This is a genomic window from Halorubrum ejinorense, from assembly GCF_055389685.1.
In genome coordinates this window covers 2,199,475-2,220,547 of sequence record NZ_AP043777.1, presented here as the reverse complement: position 1 = coordinate 2,220,547, position 21,073 = coordinate 2,199,475, and the positions used below count along the sequence as shown (strand labels likewise).

At 68.6% G+C, this 21,073-nt stretch carries 21 protein-coding genes; 10 read left to right on the top strand and 11 right to left on the bottom strand.

Annotated elements, in window-relative coordinates:
- Window positions 1-75: 75 nt before the first annotated feature.
- A complete protein-coding gene (locus ACZ5KW_RS12450) occupies window positions 76-381 on the bottom strand; it encodes a hypothetical protein (RefSeq protein ID WP_004045854.1) in 306 nt (101 codons plus the stop codon).
- Between the two features lie 294 nt (window positions 382-675).
- Between ACZ5KW_RS12450 and ACZ5KW_RS12445 the strand changes: the two genes are divergently transcribed.
- Together ACZ5KW_RS12445 and ACZ5KW_RS12440 are read left to right on the top strand one after the other, a co-directional pair.
- The gene (locus ACZ5KW_RS12445; RefSeq protein WP_343776851.1) at window positions 676-2,025 is read left to right on the top strand and encodes an adenylosuccinate synthase; all 1,350 of its coding nucleotides are present in this window, start codon (window positions 676-678) and stop codon (window positions 2,023-2,025) included.
- A gap of 102 nt (window positions 2,026-2,127) precedes the next feature.
- The gene (locus ACZ5KW_RS12440; RefSeq protein ID WP_343776849.1) at window positions 2,128-2,943 is read left to right on the top strand and encodes a hypothetical protein; all 816 of its coding nucleotides are present in this window, start codon (window positions 2,128-2,130) and stop codon (window positions 2,941-2,943) included.
- A gap of 27 nt (window positions 2,944-2,970) precedes the next feature.
- Here the strand turns inward: ACZ5KW_RS12440 and ACZ5KW_RS12435 are convergent, their stop codons facing one another.
- A complete protein-coding gene (locus ACZ5KW_RS12435; protein WP_343776847.1) occupies window positions 2,971-3,834 on the bottom strand; it encodes an aldo/keto reductase in 864 nt (287 codons plus the stop codon).
- A 164-nt stretch (window positions 3,835-3,998) separates the two neighbouring features.
- Here ACZ5KW_RS12435 and ACZ5KW_RS12430 point away from each other — a divergent pair, with 164 nt between their 5' ends.
- The 4 genes from ACZ5KW_RS12430 to ACZ5KW_RS12415 all read left to right on the top strand — a co-directional run bounded on the left by ACZ5KW_RS12430 (window position 3,999) and on the right by ACZ5KW_RS12415 (window position 7,732).
- Window positions 3,999-4,487 (top strand): Lrp/AsnC family transcriptional regulator, encoded by a 489-nt coding sequence (locus tag ACZ5KW_RS12430; protein WP_343776845.1) that lies wholly within the window; start codon window positions 3,999-4,001, stop codon window positions 4,485-4,487.
- Window positions 4,484-5,623 carry a pyridoxal phosphate-dependent aminotransferase gene (locus ACZ5KW_RS12425; RefSeq protein ID WP_343776843.1) on the top strand — a complete coding sequence of 380 codons (1,140 nt, stop codon included), beginning with the start codon at window positions 4,484-4,486 and terminating at the stop codon, window positions 5,621-5,623. Before ACZ5KW_RS12430 ends, ACZ5KW_RS12425 begins: the two co-directional genes overlap by 4 nt.
- A 121-nt stretch (window positions 5,624-5,744) precedes the next feature.
- Window positions 5,745-6,899 (top strand): acyl-CoA dehydrogenase family protein, encoded by a 1,155-nt coding sequence (locus tag ACZ5KW_RS12420; protein ID WP_343776841.1) that lies wholly within the window; start codon window positions 5,745-5,747, stop codon window positions 6,897-6,899.
- Window positions 6,900-6,973: 74 nt separating this feature from the next.
- A complete protein-coding gene (locus ACZ5KW_RS12415; RefSeq protein WP_343776839.1) occupies window positions 6,974-7,732 on the top strand; it encodes a sensor histidine kinase in 759 nt (252 codons plus the stop codon).
- Between the two features lie 27 nt (window positions 7,733-7,759).
- Here ACZ5KW_RS12415 and msrB read toward each other — a convergent pair whose 3' ends face one another.
- A complete protein-coding gene (gene msrB / locus ACZ5KW_RS12410) occupies window positions 7,760-8,182 on the bottom strand; it encodes a peptide-methionine (R)-S-oxide reductase MsrB (protein WP_343776837.1) in 423 nt (140 codons plus the stop codon).
- An 84-nt stretch (window positions 8,183-8,266) separates the two neighbouring features.
- Between msrB and ACZ5KW_RS12405 the strand changes: the two genes are divergently transcribed.
- Window positions 8,267-8,503 (top strand): CDGSH iron-sulfur domain-containing protein, encoded by a 237-nt coding sequence (locus tag ACZ5KW_RS12405; protein WP_343776835.1) that lies wholly within the window; start codon window positions 8,267-8,269, stop codon window positions 8,501-8,503.
- An 18-nt stretch (window positions 8,504-8,521) separates the two neighbouring features.
- Here the strand turns inward: ACZ5KW_RS12405 and ACZ5KW_RS12400 are convergent, their stop codons facing one another.
- Together ACZ5KW_RS12400 and ACZ5KW_RS12395 are read right to left on the bottom strand one after the other, a co-directional pair.
- A complete protein-coding gene (locus ACZ5KW_RS12400) occupies window positions 8,522-9,607 on the bottom strand; it encodes a DNA topoisomerase IV subunit A (protein WP_343776833.1) in 1,086 nt (361 codons plus the stop codon).
- Window positions 9,608-12,064 (bottom strand): DNA topoisomerase VI subunit B, encoded by a 2,457-nt coding sequence (locus ACZ5KW_RS12395; protein WP_343776831.1) that lies wholly within the window; start codon window positions 12,062-12,064, stop codon window positions 9,608-9,610.
- 213 nt (window positions 12,065-12,277) lie between these two features.
- On the opposite strand from ACZ5KW_RS12395, the gene ACZ5KW_RS12390 reads away from it, so the two are divergent.
- A complete protein-coding gene (locus ACZ5KW_RS12390; RefSeq protein ID WP_343776829.1) occupies window positions 12,278-13,273 on the top strand; it encodes an SDR family NAD(P)-dependent oxidoreductase in 996 nt (331 codons plus the stop codon).
- A gap of 25 nt (window positions 13,274-13,298) precedes the next feature.
- Here the strand turns inward: ACZ5KW_RS12390 and ACZ5KW_RS12385 are convergent, their stop codons facing one another.
- Together ACZ5KW_RS12385 and ACZ5KW_RS12380 are read right to left on the bottom strand one after the other, a co-directional pair.
- Complete coding sequence (locus ACZ5KW_RS12385) at window positions 13,299-13,862, bottom strand: hypothetical protein (RefSeq protein WP_343776827.1); 564 nt, start codon at window positions 13,860-13,862, stop codon at window positions 13,299-13,301.
- A gap of 116 nt (window positions 13,863-13,978) precedes the next feature.
- Window positions 13,979-14,173 (bottom strand): cold-shock protein, encoded by a 195-nt coding sequence (locus ACZ5KW_RS12380; RefSeq protein WP_004045866.1) that lies wholly within the window; start codon window positions 14,171-14,173, stop codon window positions 13,979-13,981.
- 193 nt (window positions 14,174-14,366) lie between these two features.
- Between ACZ5KW_RS12380 and ACZ5KW_RS12375 the strand changes: the two genes are divergently transcribed.
- Window positions 14,367-17,075, top strand: coding sequence for a heavy metal translocating P-type ATPase (locus ACZ5KW_RS12375; RefSeq protein WP_343776825.1), 2,709 nt, complete (start codon window positions 14,367-14,369; stop codon window positions 17,073-17,075).
- 79 nt (window positions 17,076-17,154) lie between these two features.
- Window positions 17,155-17,811, top strand: a complete 657-nt coding sequence (locus tag ACZ5KW_RS12370; RefSeq protein ID WP_343776823.1) for an NAD-dependent epimerase/dehydratase family protein — start codon at window positions 17,155-17,157, stop codon at window positions 17,809-17,811.
- Window positions 17,812-17,868: 57 nt separating this feature from the next.
- On the opposite strand, the gene ACZ5KW_RS12365 is transcribed toward ACZ5KW_RS12370, so the two are convergent.
- From ACZ5KW_RS12365 to ACZ5KW_RS12350, 4 genes are all read right to left on the bottom strand, one after another.
- The gene (locus tag ACZ5KW_RS12365; protein ID WP_343776821.1) at window positions 17,869-18,144 is read right to left on the bottom strand and encodes a hypothetical protein; all 276 of its coding nucleotides are present in this window, start codon (window positions 18,142-18,144) and stop codon (window positions 17,869-17,871) included.
- An 86-nt stretch (window positions 18,145-18,230) separates the two neighbouring features.
- Window positions 18,231-18,692 carry a universal stress protein gene (locus tag ACZ5KW_RS12360; RefSeq protein WP_343776819.1) on the bottom strand — a complete coding sequence of 154 codons (462 nt, stop codon included), beginning with the start codon at window positions 18,690-18,692 and terminating at the stop codon, window positions 18,231-18,233.
- Window positions 18,693-18,694: 2 nt separating this feature from the next.
- Window positions 18,695-20,488 (bottom strand): sodium:solute symporter family transporter, encoded by a 1,794-nt coding sequence (locus ACZ5KW_RS12355; protein ID WP_343776817.1) that lies wholly within the window; start codon window positions 20,486-20,488, stop codon window positions 18,695-18,697.
- On the bottom strand, window positions 20,485-21,021 hold the full coding sequence (locus ACZ5KW_RS12350; protein ID WP_343776815.1) for a DUF4212 domain-containing protein: 537 nt from the start codon (window positions 21,019-21,021) through the stop codon (window positions 20,485-20,487). Before ACZ5KW_RS12350 ends, ACZ5KW_RS12355 begins: the two co-directional genes overlap by 4 nt.
- Window positions 21,022-21,073: the final 52 nt, after the last annotated feature.

Here is a 21,073-nt window from a genome sequence, read left to right as displayed (position 1 = left end):
AGAACGGCTAGTTCGGTCGTTGCTGGACGGGAGCGAAACGCGGTGCCGGCGTCGCGGGCGAAATCGAAAGCGCAGTCAGTTCTCGAGTTCCGCGGCGTCGTCGATACGCATGGAGCCGAGCTTGTCGACGGTCTCGTCGAGCTTCTCGTCGAGCTCGTCGACGAACTCGTGGGTCCGCTCGGTGGTGATCGCACCCTGACTGGACGGCTCGATGAGGTTCTCCTCTTCGAGGACGCGCAGCGAGTACCGGACCTTGTGATGCGGGTAGCCCGTCTCGTTCGACATCTTGACGATGCCGATCGGCTCGTTTTCGATGACCATCCGCAGGACTTGGAGGTGACGTTCTAGCATGTCTACCTCTTTTTCTAGTCGGTCTATCATGGCACATGTTAACTTGTCATGCCCCGGTTTAAAAGTTGCTGTCGCCGCCTGCGCCGCGGTCGTCAGATTTGACACTTTTACGTGACAGTAGTTAACGTGTTCGATCGCGGCACGGCGGACAGGGCAGTCCGTCTCCGGTGAGCGTAGGGGCCGAGGGTGCGTCCACTGCGATCGAGACAATACACGAACGAGCGTATTCGTCACGATGCCGTCGTGCGGTGATCCACGCCCGTGGTGGTCTCGCGGTCGCAGACCGTAATCGGTTTTACCCCCCGCCCGGAATCGGCAGGTCGTATGACACTCACCATCGTCGGCTCCCAACTCGGTGACGAGGGCAAAGGCGCCCTCGTCGACCGGTGGGGAGGGGACGCGGATGTCGTAGTCCGTTATCAGGGCGGCGACAACGCCGGCCACACCGTCGTCGAAGGCGGCGCGGAGTACAAGCTCTCACTGGTTCCGAGCGGCGCGGTCCGCGGGACCGTCGGAATCTTAGGAAACGGCTGCGTCGTCAATCCGGAGACCCTGTTCACCGAGATCGACGAGCTACGCGAGCGCGGCCTCGACCCGGACGTTCGCGTCGCTCGCCGCGCACACGTCATCATGCCGTACCACCGCGTGCTGGACGGGATCGAAGAGGAAGTCAAAGCCGACGACGACGCGGGCGAGAAAGTCGGCACCACCGGCCGGGGGATCGGCCCGACCTACGAGGACAAGGCGGGCCGGCGCGGGATCCGGATCGCCGACCTGCTGGACCCCGACGCGCTCCGCGAGAAACTGGAGTACGTCGTCCCGCAGAAGCGCGCGCTCGTCGAGGACGTGTACGGGCTCGACCTCGATGAAGACCGCGCCGACGCGTTCGACGTCGACGCCCTCCACGAGGAGTACGCCGCGATCGGCGAACGCCTCGCCGACGAGGGGATGACCGTCAACTGCTCCGACTACCTCCACCGCCGTCACGAGGCGGGCGACGAGATCCTCTTCGAGGGCGCACAGGGGACCCACATCGACGTCGACCACGGGAACTACCCGTTCGTCACTTCCTCGAACCCGACCGCGGGCGCGGCGGCCGTCGGCTCCGGCGTCGGCGTCACGACGGTCGGCGACGGCGAGGTCGTCGGCATCGTGAAGGCGTACCTCTCGCGGGTCGGCGAGGGACCGCTCCCGACGGAGCTGGACGGCGACGCCGACGAGGAGGCGCTCGCCGACGACATCCGCGAGAAGGGCGGCGAGTTCGGGACCGTCACGGGACGGCCGCGCCGCATCGGTTGGCTCGACCTGCCCATGCTCCGCCACGCCGCGCGCGTCTCCGGGTTCACCGGCGTCGCGGTCAACCACGTCGACGTGCTCGCCGGCCTCGACGAACTGAAGGTGTGTACGGGGTACGAGCTCGATGGGGAAGAAATCGACACCGTTCCCACCACCACCGGGCGGTGGAAGCGTTGCGAGCCCGTCTACGAGACGCTCGACACGTGGGAGCCGTTCGACTCGGCGGCGGTCGCCGAAGCCGGCTTCGACGCGCTCCCCGAGGCGGCCCGCGAGTACCTGGAGTTCATCGCCGACGAGATCGACACCCCGATCTACGCGGTCGGCGTCGGCCCCGACCGCGAGGAGACGGTCGAGCTGACGAACCCGTTCGACGAGTAGGACCGCGAGGAGCGGCCGTGGCAGTCAGTCGGGCGCTCCCTCCGTGCCGAACCATCGACCCGGTCGGCTGACGCTTTTGAGGACGGAACGTGAAGCGCCGGTATGAGCAGGCCCTCCAGCGGTCCCCCGGACACCGACGGCGGCCCGACGGAACCGATCGCCGAGCGGACCCTCTCTCACCTCGGGCGGCTGCTCCCGCTCGCGCTCGTCCCGCTGGCGACGGCGCTGTTTCGGGCGCGGGAGCTGCTCGCCACGGGGAACGCGGACGGCGTCTCGCTCCGCGCGTCGTTCCCCGTCTACCGGTACGACCTCTGGAACTTCGTCGACCCCCCTCGCGGTGGCGGCGCGTCGGTGTCGCTCCCGTTCGGATCTCTGGAGCCGCTGCCGCTTCTCGCCCCCGCGATCGGCGCGTACGTCGTCGTCTCGGGTGCGCTGAGCGCGGGCTACTTCGGGAGCATCGCGGACGGGATCACGACCGGCCGGTTCGACTTCGTCGCGGCGGTCCGCCGGTTCGGCGTTCGGCTGATCCTCTTGGAAGCGCTCGTCGTCGTCGCGCTCGCCGCCCTTTTCCTCCCGCTGATCGTCGTCCCGCCGCTGTTCGTGGTCGCGATCGTCGCGGCGCTCGTGGTCTCGTACCTGTACTTTCCGACGGTCTACGTCCTCGCCTTGGAGGACCGCGGCATCCGGTCCGCGGCGGTGCGCGCACGCGAACTCGTCGATCGGGACCGACCGCTCGGCTTCTTCCTCGCCGTCGCGGTCGTCACGGCGCTCTGTTCGGTCCCCGTGAGCCTCCTCGCTCACGCCGGTCCGGCGGGGGCGGTCGCGGCCGCGGTCGTCGCCGCGCCGCTCGGGCTCGCGTTCAACGTCGCGACCGCGCTGAAGGTCGCCGAGATGGCCGGCGTCGAGACCGTCGAGTGAGGGTCGGCGGTCGGGGGAGTCCGGCGCTTACTGCGGGTCGACGCCGTTCAGTCTCGTCAGGTCCTCTTCAGTCAGCGACAGGTCCGCAGCCGCGAGGTTGGATTCGAGGTGGTCGACGCTCGACGTGCCGGGGATCGGGAGCGTCACGTCCGAGTGGTCGAGCAGCCACGCGAGCGAGACCTGCTGCGGCGTCGCGTCCCGGCGTTCGGCGACCTCGGCGAGCACCTCGCCCGCGTCCTCGTCGTCGACCGCGTACATCGGCCCCCATGGAATGAAGCCCACGTCGTGGCGCTCACAGGCGGCCAACACGTCCTCGTCGTCGCGGTGACCGACGTTGTATCGGTTCTGGACCGTGGCGACGTCGACGATCTCCATCGCGGTCTCCAGCTGTTCGACGGTGACGTTCGAGAGACCGACGTGCGCGATCTGCCCGGCGTCTCTCATCTCCGCGAACGCGTGGACGGAGTCCTCGAAGTCGGTGTCGGGGTCCGGCCGGTGGTACTGGTAGAGGTCGATCCGGTCGGTGCCGAGCCGGTCGAGGCTACAGAGGACCTGATTTCTCAGGAAGTCCGGGTCGCCGTGGGGGAGCCACTCGCCGTCCCGGTTGCGGAGCAGGCCGGCCTTCGACGCGACGACCACGTCCTCCGGGTCGCCGAGCGCCTCGCCGATGAGTCGCTCCGAGACGCCCGGGCCGTAGGAGTCGGCGGTGTCGACGAAGTCGACGCCCAGGTCGACCGCGCGTTCGAGGACGGCCTTCGCGTCCGCTTCGTCCTCCGGGCGGCCGACGATGTCCTCGCCGGTGATCCGCATCGCGCCGAAGCCGAGCCGGTTGACGGTCAGTTCGCCGCCGATGTCGAACGTGTCGCTCGCCGTTAGTGAGTCGGATGGCATGTCCGTCCGATTGCGGTGCCGCGCGGAAAGCCGTGCGGGTGGCGGAAGCGACGGCCGCTGCTCGCCGCGGCGGGGGACATCGACCTGTCCTCGACGCGTCGCCCACACGTCGCCGGTGTTGCGCGCGTCGCTACCCATAAACCGCCCCCGCGCGATCGTGACGTATGGACGCCGAGCGCGAGGTACTCGACGTGTTGGCGCGGAACGCTCGCGAGAACATCGACGACATCGCGGCCCAGACGGGCCTCGACGCGGCGGCGGTCGCGGACGCGATCGACGCGCTGGAAGCGGATAACGTGGTCCACGGCTACCAGGCGGTCGTCGACTGGGACCGCGTCGACGAGGGGAAGATCCGCGCTGTCGTCGAGATCAACGTCGAACTCGACCGCGAGACCGGCTACGAGCAGGTCGCCGACCGGATCGCGAAGTTCCCCGCGGTCGACGCCTTACATCTCGTCTCCGGCGACTACGACTTCGCCGTCGAGGTGCTCGGCGAGAACATGCAAGACGTCTCCGAGTTCATCTCCGAGCAGGTCGCGCCCATGCCCGAGGTCACCCAGACCGTGACCCACTACATCATGGAGACGTACAAGGACGGCGGGATCCGGTTCGAGGACGGCGACGACGACGACCGCCTCTCCGTGTCGCCATGAGGCTGTCCGACCGCGCTCGCACCCTCCCGGAGTCGGGGATCCGGAAGTTCTTCGAACTCGCCGAGGCCCGCGACGACGTGATATCGCTGGGGGTCGGCGAGCCGGACTTCTCGGCGCCGTGGGCCGCTCGCACCGCCGCGATCGACTCGCTCGAACGCGGGAAGACCTCCTACACCGCGAACCGCGGGATGGCCGCGCTCCGCGAGCGGATCGCCGACCACCACGAGCGCTACGACCAGTCGTACGACCCGGCAGCGGAGATTCTCGTCACCACCGGCGCGAGCGAGGCGGTCGACCTGGCGTTCCGGGCCTTGGTCGACCCCGGCGACACGGTGGCGGTCCACGAGCCGACGTACATCTCCTACGGCCCGGGGATCGAGCTCGCGGGCGGCGAGCAGCTGACGGTCCCGACCAGAGCCAAGGACGACTTCGTGCTCACCCGCGAGGCGCTGGAGACCGCCGGCGCGGCCGACGCCGACCTGCTCGTGCTCTGTTACCCGAACAACCCCACGGGCGCGACGATGACCGACGAGGAGCTCGCCGAGGTCGCCGCGTTCTGCCGCGAGAACGACCTCCGCGTCGTGGCCGACGAGATATACGCCGCGCTCACCTACGAGACCGACCACGCGTCGATCGCGACGCAGCCGGGGATGCGGGAGCGCACGGTCGTCGTCAACGGCTTCTCGAAGGCGTACGCGATGACGGGGCTGCGGCTCGGGTACGCGTTGGGCCCCGTCGACGCCGTCGACGCGATGAACCGGATCCACCAGTACACGATGCTGTCGGCGCCGACGACGCCGCAGTACGCCGCGATCGAGGCGCTGGACGGCTGCGACGGCGAGGTCGCGGAGATGGTCGACGAGTACGACCGCCGCCGCCGGCTCGTCGTCTCCCGGTTCAACGAGATGGGCCTCGACACCTTCGAGCCGGGCGGCGCCTTCTACGCCTTCCCCGACTGCGGCGGCGACGACGAGGCGTTCGCGGAGGAGCTACTGGAGGCGCAGGGCGTCGCGGTCGTCCCGGGGTCCGTCTTCGGCGCGGGCGGCGAGGGCCACCTCCGGGTGTCGTACGCCACCTCGATGCGGGACCTGAAGGAGGCGACCGACCGGATCGCGACGTTCGTCGAGAACCGCTGAGGCGGCGACCGGCGAGCCACCGGGGGCGCGCGATCTCCCCGCCCGGTTTGTGACGGACAACTCGTTTCCAATTGTTCAGCGTTCGCTAACGATTATCACGTTCGATCCGGATCGTTCCCTCATGGAGTTCCAGCTAACGGACGAGCAACGACAGCTACGCGAGGAGGTACGGAAGTTCGCCGACGAGGAGATCAAGCCGGTCGCCACGGAGTACGACGTCGAGGAGGAGTACCCGTACGAGATCATGGACAAGGCGGCCGACATGGGCCTGTTGGCGCCGCACGTCCCGGTCGAGTACGGCGGCATCGGCTACTCGTCGCTGGAGAACGCCATCCTCACGGAGGAGTTGTTCGCGGCCGACCCCGGGATCGGCCTCTGTATCTCGAGCGCCGGCTTCGGCGCGGAGGCGCTGATGGAGTTCGGCACGGAGGCACAGAAGGAGCGCGTCCTGCCCGAGGTGACCGCCGGCGACGCGGTGATGGGGTCGGCCATCTCGGAGCCGCAGGCCGGCTCGGACGTGACGAGCGTGGCGACTCGCGCCGAGAAGGACGGCGACGAGTGGGTGATAAACGGCTCGAAGATGTGGATCACGAACGGCACCGTCGCCGACTACTTCGTCGTGGTCTGCGAGACCGACCCCGACATCGACGACCGCTACTCCGGCTACTCGCAGATCCTCGTCGAGGGCGACCGCGACGGGCTCACGCGCGACAAGATCACCGGGAAGCTCGGCATCCGCGCGAGCGACACGGCAGAACTGCGCTTCGACGACGTTCGGGTCCCGGAGGAAAACCTGATCGGCCAGCGCGGCATGGGGTTCCTCCAGCTCATGCAGTTCTTCGACGAGACCCGGACCGCGGTCGCCGCGCAGGGCGTCGGGATCGCCCGCGGCGCCGCCGAGCGCGCGCTGGAGTACGCCGAGGAGCGCGAGCAGTTCGGTCGGTCCATCTCCGATTTCCAGGCGATCAAACACAAGCTCTCGGAGATGCACACGAACACCGAGGCCGCCCGCTGGCTCACCTACCGCTCCGCGTGGGCGGTCGACAACGAGGCCGGCGACCTCACCGCGCTCGCGTCGATGGCCAAGGAGTTCGCCTCGCGGACCGCGGTCGAGGTCGCCGACGAGGCGGTCCAGGTTCACGGCGGCGCCGGCTTCGTCAACGACCACGACGTCGAACGGCTCTACCGCGACGCCAAGATCACGCAGATATACGAGGGGACCACCGAGATCCAGAAGAACATCATCGCGCGAGAGCTGCTCGACGAGGGGGTCTGAGCCGCCTCTCGTCGGGGCGCCCTCGTCCGCTTCGACCGATATGTAAAAGCGAGCGGCCGACGTATCGCCCGGTCATGAGCGACGACCCGGACACCCGACCGGCCGCCGACGGGGACCTGACACGCCGGCCGGCGGAGGAGGCCGACCCGGAGGAGCGTCTCAAACGCCAGCGCGACGACTTACAGCTGTTGAATCAGGTGATGCGCCATGACATCCGCAACGACCTCCAGCTCGTCGGCGCGTACGCCGAACTGCTCGACGACCACGTCGACGAGGAGGGTAAAGAGTACCTCGACGTGATCAAGCGGAACACCCAGAGCGCCGTCTCGCTCACCACGACGGTCAGGGACCTCGCCGAAGTGATGCTCCGTGAGGACGCCGAACCGAGCCGGCTCTCGCTCGACCGGGTGCTCTCCCAGCAGATCGAAGAGGTCCGGTCTGGGTACTCGGAGGCCGTCTTCACGGTCGAGGGCTCGTTCCCCGAAGACGAGGTCGTCGCCGACGAGATGCTGAGTTCGGTGTTCCGGAACGTCCTCCGAAACGCGGTCCAACACAACGACGAGACCCCGCCGAAGGTGACGGTGTCGGCGACCGTCGACGAGGCCGACGGCGCCGCCGAGGTCCGGATCGCCGACAACGGGCCGGGGATCCCCGCGGACCAGCGCGACGAGATATTCGGCAAGGGAGAGAAGGGGCTCGACAGCCCGGGCGCCGGGATCGGGCTGTACCTGGTTCGGTCGCTCGTGGAGATCTACGGCGGCGACGTGTGGATCGAGGACAACGAACCGAAGGGGGCGGTGTTCGTCGTCAGGCTGCCGCTGTGTGACGAGTGACGCCTCGGGGCCTCGAACGGCCTCGGACTACTCGTCGTCGTACTCCATCGCGACCGAGTTGATACAGAAGCGCTTCCCGGTCGGCTCGGGGCCGTCGTCGAAGACGTGGCCGAGGTGCGAGTCGCAGTTCGCACACCGGACCTCGGTGCGGCGCATCCCGTGGCTGGTGTCGACGTTAGTCGTCACCGACTCCTCCTCGGCGGCGTAGAAGGCGGGCCAGCCGCAGCCGGACTCGTACTTCGTCTCGGCCTCGAAGAGGACGGTCCCGCAGCCCCGACAGCGGTACTCGCCGTCGTCGGGGTGGTGGTCGACGTACTCGCCGGAGAACTTCGCCTCCGTGCCGCTCTCGCGGAGCACGCGGTACTCCTCCTCGGAGAGTCGCTCGCGCCACTCCTCGTCGGTCAACTCGGCGGGGTCGACGTCGTCGGTCGGGTCGCTCGTCTCGCTCATACCACCGGTACGCGCCCCACGGGCAAGGGGGTTGCGGCGGCCGGCGTCGCAAGCGGTATGCGGGTCGCGTGCGACGCCCGAACCATGACTCGGGAAGTGACGCACGAGGCGGACGGCCCGGCGATACTCGACGCGTCCGACACCGGCGACGACGGGAAGATATTCGTCTGTCGATGCGGTCTCTCGGACTCGAAGCCGCTCTGTGACGGCTCACACAAGGCGGCCGAAGACGAGGCGGACGGGGTCGTGTACAAATACGAGGGCGACGATCCCGAGGGGGAACGCCGCGAGATCGACGAGATCGCCTACGTCGACGAGTGAGAAGCGTCGGCTAGCGGGTCAAAGCACGCCCATCTCGTTCAGCCGCTCGGGGAGGTACGTGTCCGTGACGAAGTCGAGCCCGCGGCTCGCGAGCGACTGCTGTTCGGACTTCTTGCCGATGTCGAGTTGGAGTTCGATCTGCTCTTCCCAGTAGTCGGTCTGGAACCGCGGGTCCTCCAACTCCGACTCCAGCGCGTTGATGTCGGAGTCGGCGAGCGGGTCGCTCGGCAGGTCGTACTCGACGATGTCCTTGGGCTGGATACCGATGAACCGCGCCTCCGGCGTCGCGAGGTACTTCGAGAGGTGCGCGGACTTGATCGAGCCGTACGCGACGGAGCCGTAGATGCGGTACGACCACGGGTCGCCGTCGGTGAACACCACCACGGGGAGGTCGAGTTCGTCGCGGAAGCGCTTGGTCAGCCGCCGCGTGGCGCGCGCCGGCTGCCCGCCGAGGTGGACGACCAGGGCGTTGTGCGCCTCGTCGAAGCCGTTCTCGACGAGCCGGTCGCGCATCCCGCCGGTCTCCACGCAGAGCACGAAGTCGGCGTCGTTGTCGAGGAACTCGATCGTGTCCGGGTTGTTGGGGATCTGGTAGCCGCCCTGGCCAACGTCTAGCTGACAGTGGATCTCGCGGTCCCCGCGGTTCGTCTGCTCGCGGAGGCGGAGCGGGCCCATCACCTTCGCGCCCGACTCCTCCGGTCGCATGTGGAAGTCCTCGCGGGTGACGCCCGTGACGATCTCCAAGTCCTCCACGAGGTCGTTCGACTCGTCCTGCGATTTGAACTGCGCCTCGTCGTTGTCCCACGACTCCGAGAGGTAGTACAGCTCACGCAGGGTCGACGACCGCTCGTCGTCGAGCTGGTCCGCGAGGAACTCGATCGTGTACGCCGCCTTCAGCAGCTTGCGCGCGCCGCGAACCGAGTTGGCGCTGCGCGTCGAGGTGCGGTCGCCGTAGGTCCAGACGCCGCTCTCCTCGTCGTACTCGATGTTGCTCTTCGTCCGCGTGGGAAGCGTCATCTCCGGGATCTTCCCGTCGGCGAACTGGTCGTAGAAGTCCGCCGCCAGGTCGATCAGCTCGTCTCGTGCGTCGCTTTCTGTCGTCATTTATTCGTTCACCGTGAGTTTCTCGGTCTCGACGCCGCCGACGCTGACCTCGAACTCCGCGTCGCCGTCGATCGCGTACGTCAGTTCCCGCTCGTCGCCCGACGGCACCTCGGGCTTCCACTGGACGAACCACTCGCCGTCCATGTCCACCACCGTCCCGTCCGACAGGTCCGTCGGCTCCGTCGAGACGATGTCCGTGATGTCGAGCTCCTCGTTCACGTCGGAGTGGTTCTCGACGACGAGCCTCACCGTGTCGTCGTCCACCTCCCGCTCGACGCTGACGTTGTTCATGATCCGCGCGAGCGCCCCGTCGATGTCGGGCCGCGGCCGCCCCGTCACCTCCGAGACCTTGTCGGCCATCTCCGGGAGGATGCGGCCGAGCACGTCCTGTTTCTCCCGGCGCTGTTGCATCGAGCGCCGCTTGTTGAGGTACGACTTCAGCTCGCGGGCCGCCTCGCGGACCGCGAGTTCGATCTCGTCTTCGATCGCCGGGACGTTCGCGAGGGCGTCCTTCGACTCGCTCGTGAACGGAACGTTCGTCGAGGCGACGTGGATGCTGATGACGGCCGGGCCGTTCGGCATCCCCGAGCCGCCGGGCTGGTCGAGCCCGTAGTTGCGCCAGCCGATCGACTTTATCACGTCCGTCGTCGCGCAGGCGCCGCGCTGGTAGACGAGCGGGACGCGGTTCGCGAACCGGAGCAGCTCCACGGACCCCTCCGCCGGGATCGACCCGCCGTAGGCGATGCCGGCCTCGACGATGAACGGGTCGCCGCCGTGGACGTCGGCGTCGCGGGTGGCGGCCGCGTAGAAGTCGGCGTCGTACTCCTTCCGCAGGCCGGCCTCGACCAGCTCGGCCGTGATCGGCGCGAGGCAGTCGGTCGGGGGCGCGAGGATGTCGGTCGTCCGCATCGCGTCGAGCAGGTCGGCGGCGGCGTCGCGGTCGCCCGCGATCGCTTTCACCTTCGGCGGGTCGTCCGGGACGGTCCGCGCCCGCGACCAGAGCGCCTCGACGACGTTCTCGCGGGCGGTCTCGCCGAAGGTCGCGTCGCGCTGCTCGGCGACGAACGACGCCGCGTCCGCGACGAGGCGCTCGAGGTCGTCGCGGGCGATTCGGAACGCCTCGCCGTCGAGCCCCTCGAACCGGCGCGCGAGCGCCTCGGCCATCGCCTGGACCGCGGCGTCGTCCTTCCGCGTCGAGGTGGCGTCGTCGACGAGCGCGTAGGTGTCGGGGACGAGGGGCGACTCGTCGACGGCGTCGCCGTCACTCTCACCCGCGTCGGCCGCCGCCTCCTCCCGGCCGACGCCCGTGATCGCCTGCCACGCGGCGTCGACCGCGTTCTCGCGGACGGTCCCGCCGAAGGTCTTGCCCGTGTCGTTCGCCACCGTCTCGGCGACGTTGTCGACGATAGTCGCGACCTCGGACCGGGAGACGCGGTCGTTGCCCGCGACCGTCTCGGCGACGCCCTCGGCGAAGGCCCTCGTCGCCGTCTCGCCTTTGTTCGCGACGGCGTCGCTCACCGCGGCCGCGACGTCGCGGTCGTCGTGAGTTCGGGGCGGCGACCACGACAGCTCCCGGCCGTAGTACACGTCGCGGAAGTTGTCGATCACGCTGTCCGCGGTCTTCTTGCCGACCCGCGTGAACTCCTCCTGGAGGAACCCGGAGACCGAGTAGGACTCGGTCGCCTCAAGCATCTTGATCAGCGCGCCCAGCTCGACTCCGTGGGGGTGCGGGCGGATCTCCTTCGTCTCCGCCGGCAGCTCGTCGGTCGCGCGCTCGAACTTCATCGGCTCGTCGAGCCCCGGCTCGCGCAGCTCGATCCGGGCGTGCGGGTTGACGACCGCGGTGTGTTTCACGTAGTCGTGGAGCTGGCCGCGGGCGCGCATGTTCGCCTCCATCTCCAGCTCGATCCGCGTGCCGTGCGGTCGGTCCCACGTCGTCTCCTCGTCCGCCTTGATCTCCGGCTCGTTCGTGTCGGTGTCGATGATCAGCTCGAAGTACTGCGCCCGCGACTGCCCCTTCGGCCGCGAGGTGATCTTCGCGGGCTGGCCGGAGGTCAACTGCGAGTACAGCACGGCCGCTGAAATCCCGATCCCCTGTTGACCGCGAGACTGCTCGCGGGCGTGGAACCGACTCCCGTACAGGAGCTTCCCGAACACCTTCGGCAGCTGTTCTTTGGTGATGCCCGGGCCGTTGTCCTCGATCACGACCCGGTAGTAGTCGCCCACCTCCTCGATCTCGATGTAGATGTCGGGGAGGTAACCGGCCTCCTCGGTCGCGTCTAAGGCGTTGTCGACCGCCTCCTTGACGGCGGTGACGAGCCCGCGGGCGCCCGAGTCGAACCCGAGCATGTGTTTGTTCTTCTCGAAGAACTCGGCGATGGAGATCTCGCGCTGGCCCTCGGCCAGCTCCTCCGCGATCCCCTCCTCGTCGCCGATCGTCGACTGGAAGGACGTCATTCGGTACACTTCCCTTCCGCCGAGGCAGGTAAAAACGCACCGGCGGCGCGGCGGAAGTGGATCTCCGCGTCAGACGCCGTCTCGACCCCTCCTCGCGGACGTGTCACACGGGCGACGCTCGGCGAACCGCCATCGGGCCACGACGCTCGACGCGGCCCGACGACTGTCCTTCCCGCCGACAGGTTTCTTGCCGTGACGCCCCACCGTTCTCCCATGACCGACTGGACGGCCGACGAGATGCCGAGATTGGACGGGAAGACGGTGGTCGTCACGGGAGCGAACAGCGGGCTCGGGTTCGCGGGGACCCGCGAGTTCGCCGCGAAGGGGGCGACCGTCGTGATGGCGTGCCGCAGCGTCGAGCGCGCCGAGGACGCGGCCGACGAGATCCGCGTCGACGCGGGCGGCGAGGTCGACGGCGCGCTCGACGTCCGCGAGTGCGACCTCGCCTCGCTCGACTCGGTGGCCGCGTTCGCCGAGGGGCTCGACGACGACTACGACGCGGTCGACATTCTCTGTAACAACGCCGGCGTGATGGCGATCCCGCGCAGCGAGACCGAGGACGGCTTCGAGACGCAGTTCGGCGTCAACCACCTCGGCCACTTCGCGCTCACCGGGCGGCTGTTCCCTCTCCTCGATGCCTCCGACGGGATCGAGGGCGACGGGGCGGCGCGAAGCGCCGACGGCGGCCGGACGGAGTCCGGCGACGCGCGGATCGTCACGCAGTCCTCGGGCGCCCACGAGCAGGGAGAGATGGACTTCTCCGATCTCAACTGGGAGCGCTCGTACGGCAAGTGGAAGGCGTACGGCCGGAGCAAGCTGTCGAACCTGCTGTTCGCCTACGAGCTCCAGCGGCGCCTCGACGCGTCCGACGAGGTCACCGGCGTCCGCAGCGTCGCCTGCCACCCCGGCTACACCGACACGAACCTCCAGATGCGGACCGCGGCGGAGAGCGGGAACCCGCTGATGAAGGTCGGGATGAAGGCCGCGAACGCGGTGTTGGGGCAGTCGCCGGAGATCGGCGTGTTGCCGATGCTGTACGCGGCGACGACCGACGTCGACGGCGGCGCGTACGTCGAGCCGGGCGGCCTGATGAACATGCGCGGCCACCCGACGGTCGGCCGGTCGAACGACGCCTCCTACGACCGCGACGACGCCCGGAAGCTCTGGGAGTACTCGACCGAGGCCACGGGCGTCGAGTACCCGGTGTAAGCCGCCTGCGAGCGGCGCCGCCCGGTCAGTGGAGCGTCCCCTCGCGGACGTGCGCGTCCGACGCGAACAGCGCGTAGCCCACGTCGACCGCGCGGAAGCCGGTCTCGTCTGCGATTCCGCGGATCGGCTCGATCATGGTCACGTAGTCGGCGGCGTCGAACGACTCCTTCCGACCGTCGACCGCGCCCAGCCGCTCCAGCGACGCCCAGACGCGGGTGTCGACGACGGCGTGACGGTCGCCGTCGAGCGCGGCGAGCACGCAGGACGCCGTCGCGGCCTTGAATCCGGAGAGTCCGGTGAGAAGCTGGATCGCCGAGAAGTCGCCCTCGACCGCGCGAGCGTTGCGGGTCACCTCTCGGCAGCGTGCCCCGGGGTTCTTCTCGACGTGGTAGGCGCTCCGCGTCGACGACTCGTAGGCGATCTCGTACAGCTGCTCGCGCGTCAGGTGCCCCTGCGACCGGTACGTTTCGCCGTACGCTTCGAGCTCCGCGGGCAGGATGCCCTGCGTCTCCGCGTAGCGGTCGAGGTTCTCGGCGACGAACGCGCCGAGGTCGTCGGCGTCGAACGGATCGAGGTCGGCGGTGGTCACGGAGACACCTCCTCGCTCGCCGAGTAAAACGTCGGCGCCGTCGCTCAGCGGAATAATATACGCGGAACGCGTTTTGAGAGCTGTCCGATCTCGCCTAACGGATGCCGTCGGACGAGCTACAGCCGAGTGAGGTTCGTCGCGCGCGGACCCTTGTCCGCCTCCTCGATCTCGAACTCTACCTCCTGTCCTTCCTCGAGGTCCGGGCCGCCGACGTCTTCCATGTGGAAGAACACGTCCTCGTCAGCGTCGTCAGTCTCGATGAATCCGTAGCCGCCAGTGTCGTTGAAGAAGTCGACCTTGCCTGTCGCCATCGCACCCTAACAGTCACCCGACGCCGTGATAAGTGTTGTGTGCCCCCGCCTGCGAGCGTCACCGGCCCCGCCGTGTCGACTGTGCCCCGGCCGAGACGCCCGATCTGCTTTGGATTCCAAGATACCGGCGCGGGTATTCTTTGGTTTCGAAGTGGAAAGGACACTAAGGGAGGGGCCCGTAGGAGAACACAGCATGAGTACCAGAACCGCCCACCTCGACGTCACGGGGATGAGTTGCGCCAACTGCTCGGGCACGGTCGGTGACGCCGTCGAGTCGCTCGACGGTGTCGTCCGGGCGGACGCGAACTTCGCCACGGACGAGGCGACCGTGGAGTACGACCCGGAGACGGCCTCGCTCGCGGCGATCTACGACGCGATAGCGGACGCCGGCTACGGCGCCGTCTCGGAGACGGCGACCGTCGCGATCACGGACATGACCTGTGCGAACTGCGCCGACGCGAACCGCGACGCGCTCGAAGCCGTCCCGGGCGTCGTGGACGCGGACGTGAACTACGCGACCGACGAGGCGCAGGTGCGGTACAACCCCGCAGACACCTCGCTTTCGGCGCTGTACGACGCCGTCGAGGACGCGGGTTACTCGCCGGTCCGCGAGGACGGCGACGACGCCGACGGCTCGGGCGAGAGCGCGCGCGACGAGGCGCGGAACGCCGAGATCCGGAAACAGCTCCGGCTGACGCTGTTCGGCGCCGCGCTGGCCGCGCCGCTCCTGTTCTTCATGGTCGACAAGCTCCTGCTCGGCGGCGCGGTCATCCCCGAGTCGGTCTTCGGCGTGGAGATCGGATGGCTCCAGTTCGCGCTCGCGACGCCGGTCCAGGTGGCGCTCGGGCGCCCCTTCTACGTGAACTCCTACAAGGCGATCGTCAAGAACGGCCGCGCCAACATGGACGTCCTGATCGCGCTGGGTTCGACGACGGCGTACGTGTACTCCGTCGCGGTCCTGCTCGACGCGGTCGCCGGGAGCGTCTACTTCGACACGGCCGCGCTCATCCTCGTCTTCATCACGCTCGGCAACTACCTCGAGGCCCGCTCGAAGGGGCAGGCCGGCGAGGCGCTCCGGAAGCTCCTGGAGATGGAGGCCGACACGGCCACCGTCGTCGACGAGGACGGGGTCGAACGCGAGGTCCCGATCGACGAGGTGGAAGTCGGCGACTGCATGAAGGTCCGCCCGGGCGAGCAGATCCCGACCGACGGGACGGTCGTCGAGGGCCAGTCCGCCGTCGACGAGTCGATGGTGACGGGCGAGTCCGTCCCGGTCGAGAAGACGGAGGGCGACGAGGTCGTCGGGTCGACGATCAACGAGAACGGACTCCTCGTCGTCGAGGCGACGAAGGTCGGCGCGGACACCGCGCTCCAGCAGATCGTTCGGACGGTGAAGGAGGCGCAGTCCCGCCAGCCCGACATCCAGAACCTCGCGGACCGGATCTCGGCGTACTTCGTGCCGGCCGTCATCGTCAACGCCCTGCTGTGGGGCGCCGTCTGGTTCCTCTTCCCCGAGACGCTCGCCGCGTTCGTCGACCGGCTCCCGCTGTGGGGCCAGGTCGCGGGCGGCCCCGTCGTCGCCGGCGGAACCGTCTCGACATTCGAGTTCGCGCTCGTCGTGTTCGCTTCCTCGGTCCTCATCGCCTGCCCCTGCGCGCTCGGGCTCGCGACGCCGGCCGCGACGATGGTGGGGACGACCATCGGCGCTCAACACGGCGTCCTGTTCAAGGGCGGTGACATCCTCGAACGCGCGAAAGACGTCGACACCGTGGTGTTCGACAAGACGGGCACGCTCACGCGGGGCGAGATGGAGCTCACGGACGTGGTCGCGTTCGACGGCGAGACGACCACCGACGGCGGTGAGACGGTCCCGGACGGCGGCGCGCTCGCAGAGGACGACGCGACGGCGACGGACGACGCTCCGACGGCGGACGACGCTCCGACGGCGGACGACGCTCCGACGGCGGACGAGACCGACGGCTCGGCGACGCGCGAGGACGAAGTCCTCCGGCTCGCCGCGAGCGCCGAACGAGGCAGCGAACACCCCTTGGCCCGGGCGATCGTCGACGGCGCGGAAGAGCGCGGCCTCGACCTCTCCGATCCCGAGTCGTTCGAGAACGTCCCCGGCCACGGCGTCAGAGCGACCGTGGAGGGCGACGAGGTCCTCGTCGGGAACCGGAAGCTGCTTCGAGACGCCGGCGTCGACCCCTCTCCCGCCGCGGAGACGATGGAGCGGCTCGAACGCGAGGGGAAGACCGCGATGCTCGTCGCGCGAGTCCGCGCCGGCGCCGACGGCGGGGAGCTCCTCGGCGTCGTCGCCGACGCCGACACGGTGAAACCGAGCGCGAAGGAGGCGGTGAGCCAGCTCCGCGAGCGCGGCGTCGACGTGATGATGATCACGGGGGACAACGAGCGGACGGCCCGCGCGGTCGCCGAACAGGTCGGGATCGACCCAGAAAACGTCCGCGCCGGCGTCCTCCCGGAGGACAAGTCCGACGCGGTCGAGTCGATCCAGTCGGACGGCAGCCGGGCGATGATGGTCGGCGACGGCGTCAACGACGCGCCGGCGCTCGCCGTCGCGTACGTCGGCACCGCCATCGGCTCCGGGACCGACGTGGCCATCGAGGCCGCCGACGTGACGCTGATGCGGGACGACCCGCTCGACGTGGTGAAGGCGATCCGCGTCTCGGACGCGACGCTCCAGAAGATCAAACAGAACCTCGTCTGGGCGCTCGGCTACAACACGGCGATGATACCGCTGGCGTCCCTCGGGCTGCTCCAGCCCGTCCTCGCGGCCGGCGCGATGGCGTTCTCGTCGGTGTCGGTGCTGACGAACAGCCTCCTCTTCCGCCGGTACGACCCCGACGACGACTACGCGCTCTTCGGGTTCCTGCGGCGCTGATCGACGCCGACGGTTCGCCGACGCCTCCTCGTCGGCCCCCTCCCGAAACCACAAGACGGGGCGGGGCGTATTCGGTCGTATGTCGACCCTCCTCGTCGTCGGCGGCAGCGGATTCGTCGGGCGCAACGTCTGCCGGTTCGGGGTCCGCGACGACCACGAGGTCCGCAGCGTCTCGCGTCGCGGCCGGCCCGACACCGACGACGACTGGGCCGACGCCGTCTCGTGGACGAGCGCCGACCTCTTCCGACCGAACGCGTGGCGCGACCGGCTCGACGGCGTCGACGCCGTCGTCCACTCGGTCGGGACGCTCACCGAGTCCCCGACCGACGGCGTCACCTTCGAGCGCGTCAACGGCGACGCGGCGATCCTCACGGCGCTGGAGGCCGAACGCGCCGGCGCCGACACCTTCGTCTTCCTCTCGGCGGCCGCGAAACCGCCCGGCGTCCGGAACGCGTACCTGACGGCTAAACGGCGCGCCGAGACGTCCATCGCCGACCTCGACCTCAACGCCGTCACCCTCCGACCGGGACCGGTGTACGGCGAGGGGCAGCCCCACCTTCCCGGCGTCGCCGACCGCGTGCTCCGGTTCGCCGCGAGCGCGCCGCCGATCGCGTCTCGGCTCGGCGAGTCGCGGCCGCTCTCCGTCGACACCGTTGCCCGGGCGACCTACCGGGCGGCGATGGACCCGGGAGAGCGGCTGCTCGACGTGTCCGACATCCGCGATCTCGCCCGATAAGAGCGGCGAGCGGGACGTTTGAAATAGACTGGACAGTGCGGAGCGCCGGCGCCGGCGTCAGCGTCGGCTCCGCTCTCTGGCCATCTCCAGCGAGATGAAGAAGCCGAAGTACGCGGGAATGCCGGCGAGCATGAACATGTACAGCACCCACCGCGGCGCCGTCGGGAAACCGAAGTCGTACAGCAGCGACGCGAGCCCCACCCACGCGAACGCGAAGAGCAGGTCCTGTACCATCCCGGTGCCGTTCTCGCTGAGCACGTCGCGGGCGCGGTCGGCGACGCTCGGATCGGTCGGTTCGTCGGCGGGCGTCTCAGCGGAATCAGAGTCGGACATGGCGTGAGTGTGTGAGGGAGGTACGTCGGTGTTGCGGAAGTGTGAAACGTCGATCTCGAAGGGAGAGCGGGATCCGACCGGGGTGCTCAGTCCTCGTCGAGGTAGTCGACGACGAGGACGGGGACGTGCGTCGAGCGCAGGGTGCGCTCAGTGACGCTCCCGAGCAGCGCGCGCCGGACTCCGGCGCGGCCGTGGCTCCCCATCACGATCAGGCCGATGTCGTGGTCCTCTGCGTACTCGGCGATCAGCTTGTGCGGCCGACCGCCCGAGACGTGTTCGACGACCTCGACGCCGCGCTCCGCGGCGCGCGCCGCGACGGCGCCGGTGGCCTCGTCGGCCTTCGCTTTCACCTCCTCCATTTCGTCGAACCGGCCCTGCTTGAGCCGGTCGACCTGCTCCGTACCGAGGCCCAGGTTGATCGAGTCGATGTCGACCACGTACAGCGCGTGGACCTCGGCGTCGTACTTCTCGGCGAGGTCGAGCGCGTGGTCGACGGCCGCTTCCGCGACGTCGCTGCCGTCCGTGGGGACGAGGATGCGTTCGTACATGATCACTCCTCCGTGGACGCGTTGTCGTCGTCTGTGCGACCGCCGACGCCCGCGTCGTCCGTTATGCGGCCGCCATCGACACCCGCGTCGTTCGGTGCGCGGCCGCCATCAGTCACCACGTCCTCGCCGCCGTCCGCGGCGACGACGTCCTCGGCGCTCTCCTGTTGTGCCATCGGTTCGGGGCTGTGACACTGCCGCACGACCCGCTTCGTCTCCAGCGACGGTTCGTCGGTCGCCATCGAGACGACGATGGTGACGGCGAACACGACCGGAAGCGTGATCAGCGCCGAGCCGATGGCGGGCATCCACGTCGCGAGCCCGGTCGACAGCGGCGCCTCCAGCGAGCCGATGTACGTCGGGACGATCTGGTTGATCATCGGGATCGACCAGAGCGTGAGCCCGGTCGACATGCCGGCGAGCGCGCCCTGCCGGTTGGCGTTCTCCCACCACATGCCGAGGAAGAACATCGGGAACAGGACGGAGCCGGCCAGCGAGAACGCGTACCCGACGAGCGCGGCGATCGAGGACGCGGGGTTCAGCGCGGCCAACGTGGTCAACACACCGAGCGCGACGATCGAGAGGCGCCCGACGAGGATCTGCTGGCGCTGCGTCGCGTCCTCGTTGATGATGTTCGTGTAGATGTCGTGGCTGATCGCCGACGACCCGGCGATGAAGAGGCCGGCGACCGTCGCGATGGCCGCCGCGATACCGCCGGCGGCGACGAGGCCGACGAACCACTGCGGCAGTTCCGCCAGCTGCGCCGCGAGCACGACGATGACCTCGCTGGCCGCGCTGGCCATGCCGGGATCGCCGTACGTCGCGCCGACGTTCTGCGAGTACAGGTCCGTTCCGAACGCCGCGAACGCCGGGGCGCTCCAGTACAGGATACAGATGAAGAACAGCCCCCAGACCGTCGACCAGCGGGCCGTCCGTTCGCTTTCCACCGTGTAGAACCGGACGAGCACGTGCGGCAGCCCACAGGTGCCGACGATCAGCGAGAACGTCGTCGCGACCCAGAGGTAGTAGCTCGACGAGGCGAACGGTTCGCTGAACTCGGTGCCGAGCTGACTGATCAACGCGCCGTACTCGAGCTGCGGCAACACCGTGGAGTAGCCCTGCGTCCAGCCGACCGCGTACAGACCGGCGACGAACGCGATGATGAGGATCGTGTACTGAACCGCCTGATTCTTCGTCGCCCCCATCATGCCCGACAGCGTCAGGTAACCGACGGTGATCGTCATCATGAAGACGACCATCACCTGGTAGCCGTCGAGGCCGGGGATGAGCCCGCCGTAATCACCGAAGATGTACAGGGAGACGAGCGCCATCCCCTTCGCCTGACCGATCGCGTAGACGAAGCCGATGAGGAACGTCGTCACCGCCGCGATGGCGCGCGCGGTGTCGGAGTTGAATCGGTCGCCGACGAAGTCCGCCGCCGTGTACTTCCCGAACCGGCGCAGCTGCGCGGCCAGGAAGATGAGCAGGATGAAATAGCCCGTCGTCCAGCCGACGACGAACACGAGCCCGTAGAACCCGGCGAGCGCGATGGAGGCCGCCATACCGAGGTACGATGCGGCAGACATCCAGTTCGCCCCGATCGCCATCCCGTTCTCGAGGTTGCCGATAGACCGCCCGGCGACCCACATGTTGTCGGTGTCGGCGACGCGGAAGACGAAGCCGATAGTGAGGAACAGCCCCAACATCGCGAGCACGAGGATAGCCGGTACCAGCTTGAACGAGATGTCGAGGGCCTCCGGGAGGAGGTCGCTCTGGAGGGGGATCGAACTCGCCGTCATTCCTCGGTCCCTCCGTCGGCCGCCGCGGCCGCGGCACCGCTGCTGCTCTCGACGACGCTGGCGTGATCGATGCCGTACTTCTCGTCGAGCGCGTCCCGCTTACGCGAGTACCAGAACGCTAAGATGAGCGCGCTGGTCGGCGCGCCGAACGCGACGAGGAAGTAGTGGAGCGGGAAGCCCAAGATCGGCATCTGACTCGTCATCGGACCGGGCGCGAGCCGCGTCAGCGTCACCGGGCCCCAGACGGCGAGAACCCATATCGCGAACCCGGTCCAGACGATCCGGAGGTGATCGCGCATGTACGGCGTGCTCGGATTCAGAATGTTCACCTCCGCGCCGAGGTAGTCGGTGTCGTTGTGCGTCTGCGCCGCGCCCGTGGCGACGCCGCCGTCGGTGGCCGCATCGTCAGCTGTGCGGCCACCATCGGTCGCCGCATCGTCAGCTGTGCGGCCACCGTCGGTCGCCGCATCGTCAGCTGTGCGGCCACCGTCGGTCGCGACGTCGTCCGAACTTCGTGAGTTATCGTGTGACATGTGCTGTGGTATGTAGTGTCGTGGTGTGTTTGTGTGGTTTTATCGTGATGTT

What these genes read in the sequence shown, in the direction of transcription:
- ACZ5KW_RS12390 (WP_343776829.1), top strand. Translation starts at nt 12,278, where the DNA reads ATGACCGACTGGACGGCCGACGAGATGCCGAGATTGGACGGGAAGACG.
- ACZ5KW_RS12420 (WP_343776841.1), top strand. Translation starts at nt 5,745, where the DNA reads ATGGAGTTCCAGCTAACGGACGAGCAACGACAGCTACGCGAGGAGGTA.
- ACZ5KW_RS12380 (WP_004045866.1), bottom strand. Translation starts at nt 14,173, where the DNA reads ATGGCGACAGGCAAGGTCGACTTCTTCAACGACACTGGCGGCTACGGA.
- ACZ5KW_RS12425 (WP_343776843.1), top strand. Translation starts at nt 4,484, where the DNA reads ATGAGGCTGTCCGACCGCGCTCGCACCCTCCCGGAGTCGGGGATCCGG.
- ACZ5KW_RS12440 (WP_343776849.1), top strand. Translation starts at nt 2,128, where the DNA reads ATGAGCAGGCCCTCCAGCGGTCCCCCGGACACCGACGGCGGCCCGACG.
- ACZ5KW_RS12395 (WP_343776831.1), bottom strand. Translation starts at nt 12,064, where the DNA reads ATGACGTCCTTCCAGTCGACGATCGGCGACGAGGAGGGGATCGCGGAG.
- ACZ5KW_RS12365 (WP_343776821.1), bottom strand. Translation starts at nt 18,144, where the DNA reads ATGTCCGACTCTGATTCCGCTGAGACGCCCGCCGACGAACCGACCGAT.
- ACZ5KW_RS12445 (WP_343776851.1), top strand. Translation starts at nt 676, where the DNA reads ATGACACTCACCATCGTCGGCTCCCAACTCGGTGACGAGGGCAAAGGC.
- ACZ5KW_RS12430 (WP_343776845.1), top strand. Translation starts at nt 3,999, where the DNA reads ATGGACGCCGAGCGCGAGGTACTCGACGTGTTGGCGCGGAACGCTCGC.
- ACZ5KW_RS12370 (WP_343776823.1), top strand. Translation starts at nt 17,155, where the DNA reads ATGTCGACCCTCCTCGTCGTCGGCGGCAGCGGATTCGTCGGGCGCAAC.
- ACZ5KW_RS12355 (WP_343776817.1), bottom strand. Translation starts at nt 20,488, where the DNA reads ATGACGGCGAGTTCGATCCCCCTCCAGAGCGACCTCCTCCCGGAGGCC.
- msrB (WP_343776837.1), bottom strand. Translation starts at nt 8,182, where the DNA reads ATGAGCGAGACGAGCGACCCGACCGACGACGTCGACCCCGCCGAGTTG.
- ACZ5KW_RS12435 (WP_343776847.1), bottom strand. Translation starts at nt 3,834, where the DNA reads ATGCCATCCGACTCACTAACGGCGAGCGACACGTTCGACATCGGCGGC.
- ACZ5KW_RS12350 (WP_343776815.1), bottom strand. Translation starts at nt 21,021, where the DNA reads ATGTCACACGATAACTCACGAAGTTCGGACGACGTCGCGACCGACGGT.
- ACZ5KW_RS12450 (WP_004045854.1), bottom strand. Translation starts at nt 381, where the DNA reads ATGATAGACCGACTAGAAAAAGAGGTAGACATGCTAGAACGTCACCTC.
- ACZ5KW_RS12415 (WP_343776839.1), top strand. Translation starts at nt 6,974, where the DNA reads ATGAGCGACGACCCGGACACCCGACCGGCCGCCGACGGGGACCTGACA.
- ACZ5KW_RS12360 (WP_343776819.1), bottom strand. Translation starts at nt 18,692, where the DNA reads ATGTACGAACGCATCCTCGTCCCCACGGACGGCAGCGACGTCGCGGAA.
- ACZ5KW_RS12400 (WP_343776833.1), bottom strand. Translation starts at nt 9,607, where the DNA reads ATGACGACAGAAAGCGACGCACGAGACGAGCTGATCGACCTGGCGGCG.
- ACZ5KW_RS12405 (WP_343776835.1), top strand. Translation starts at nt 8,267, where the DNA reads ATGACTCGGGAAGTGACGCACGAGGCGGACGGCCCGGCGATACTCGAC.
- ACZ5KW_RS12375 (WP_343776825.1), top strand. Translation starts at nt 14,367, where the DNA reads ATGAGTACCAGAACCGCCCACCTCGACGTCACGGGGATGAGTTGCGCC.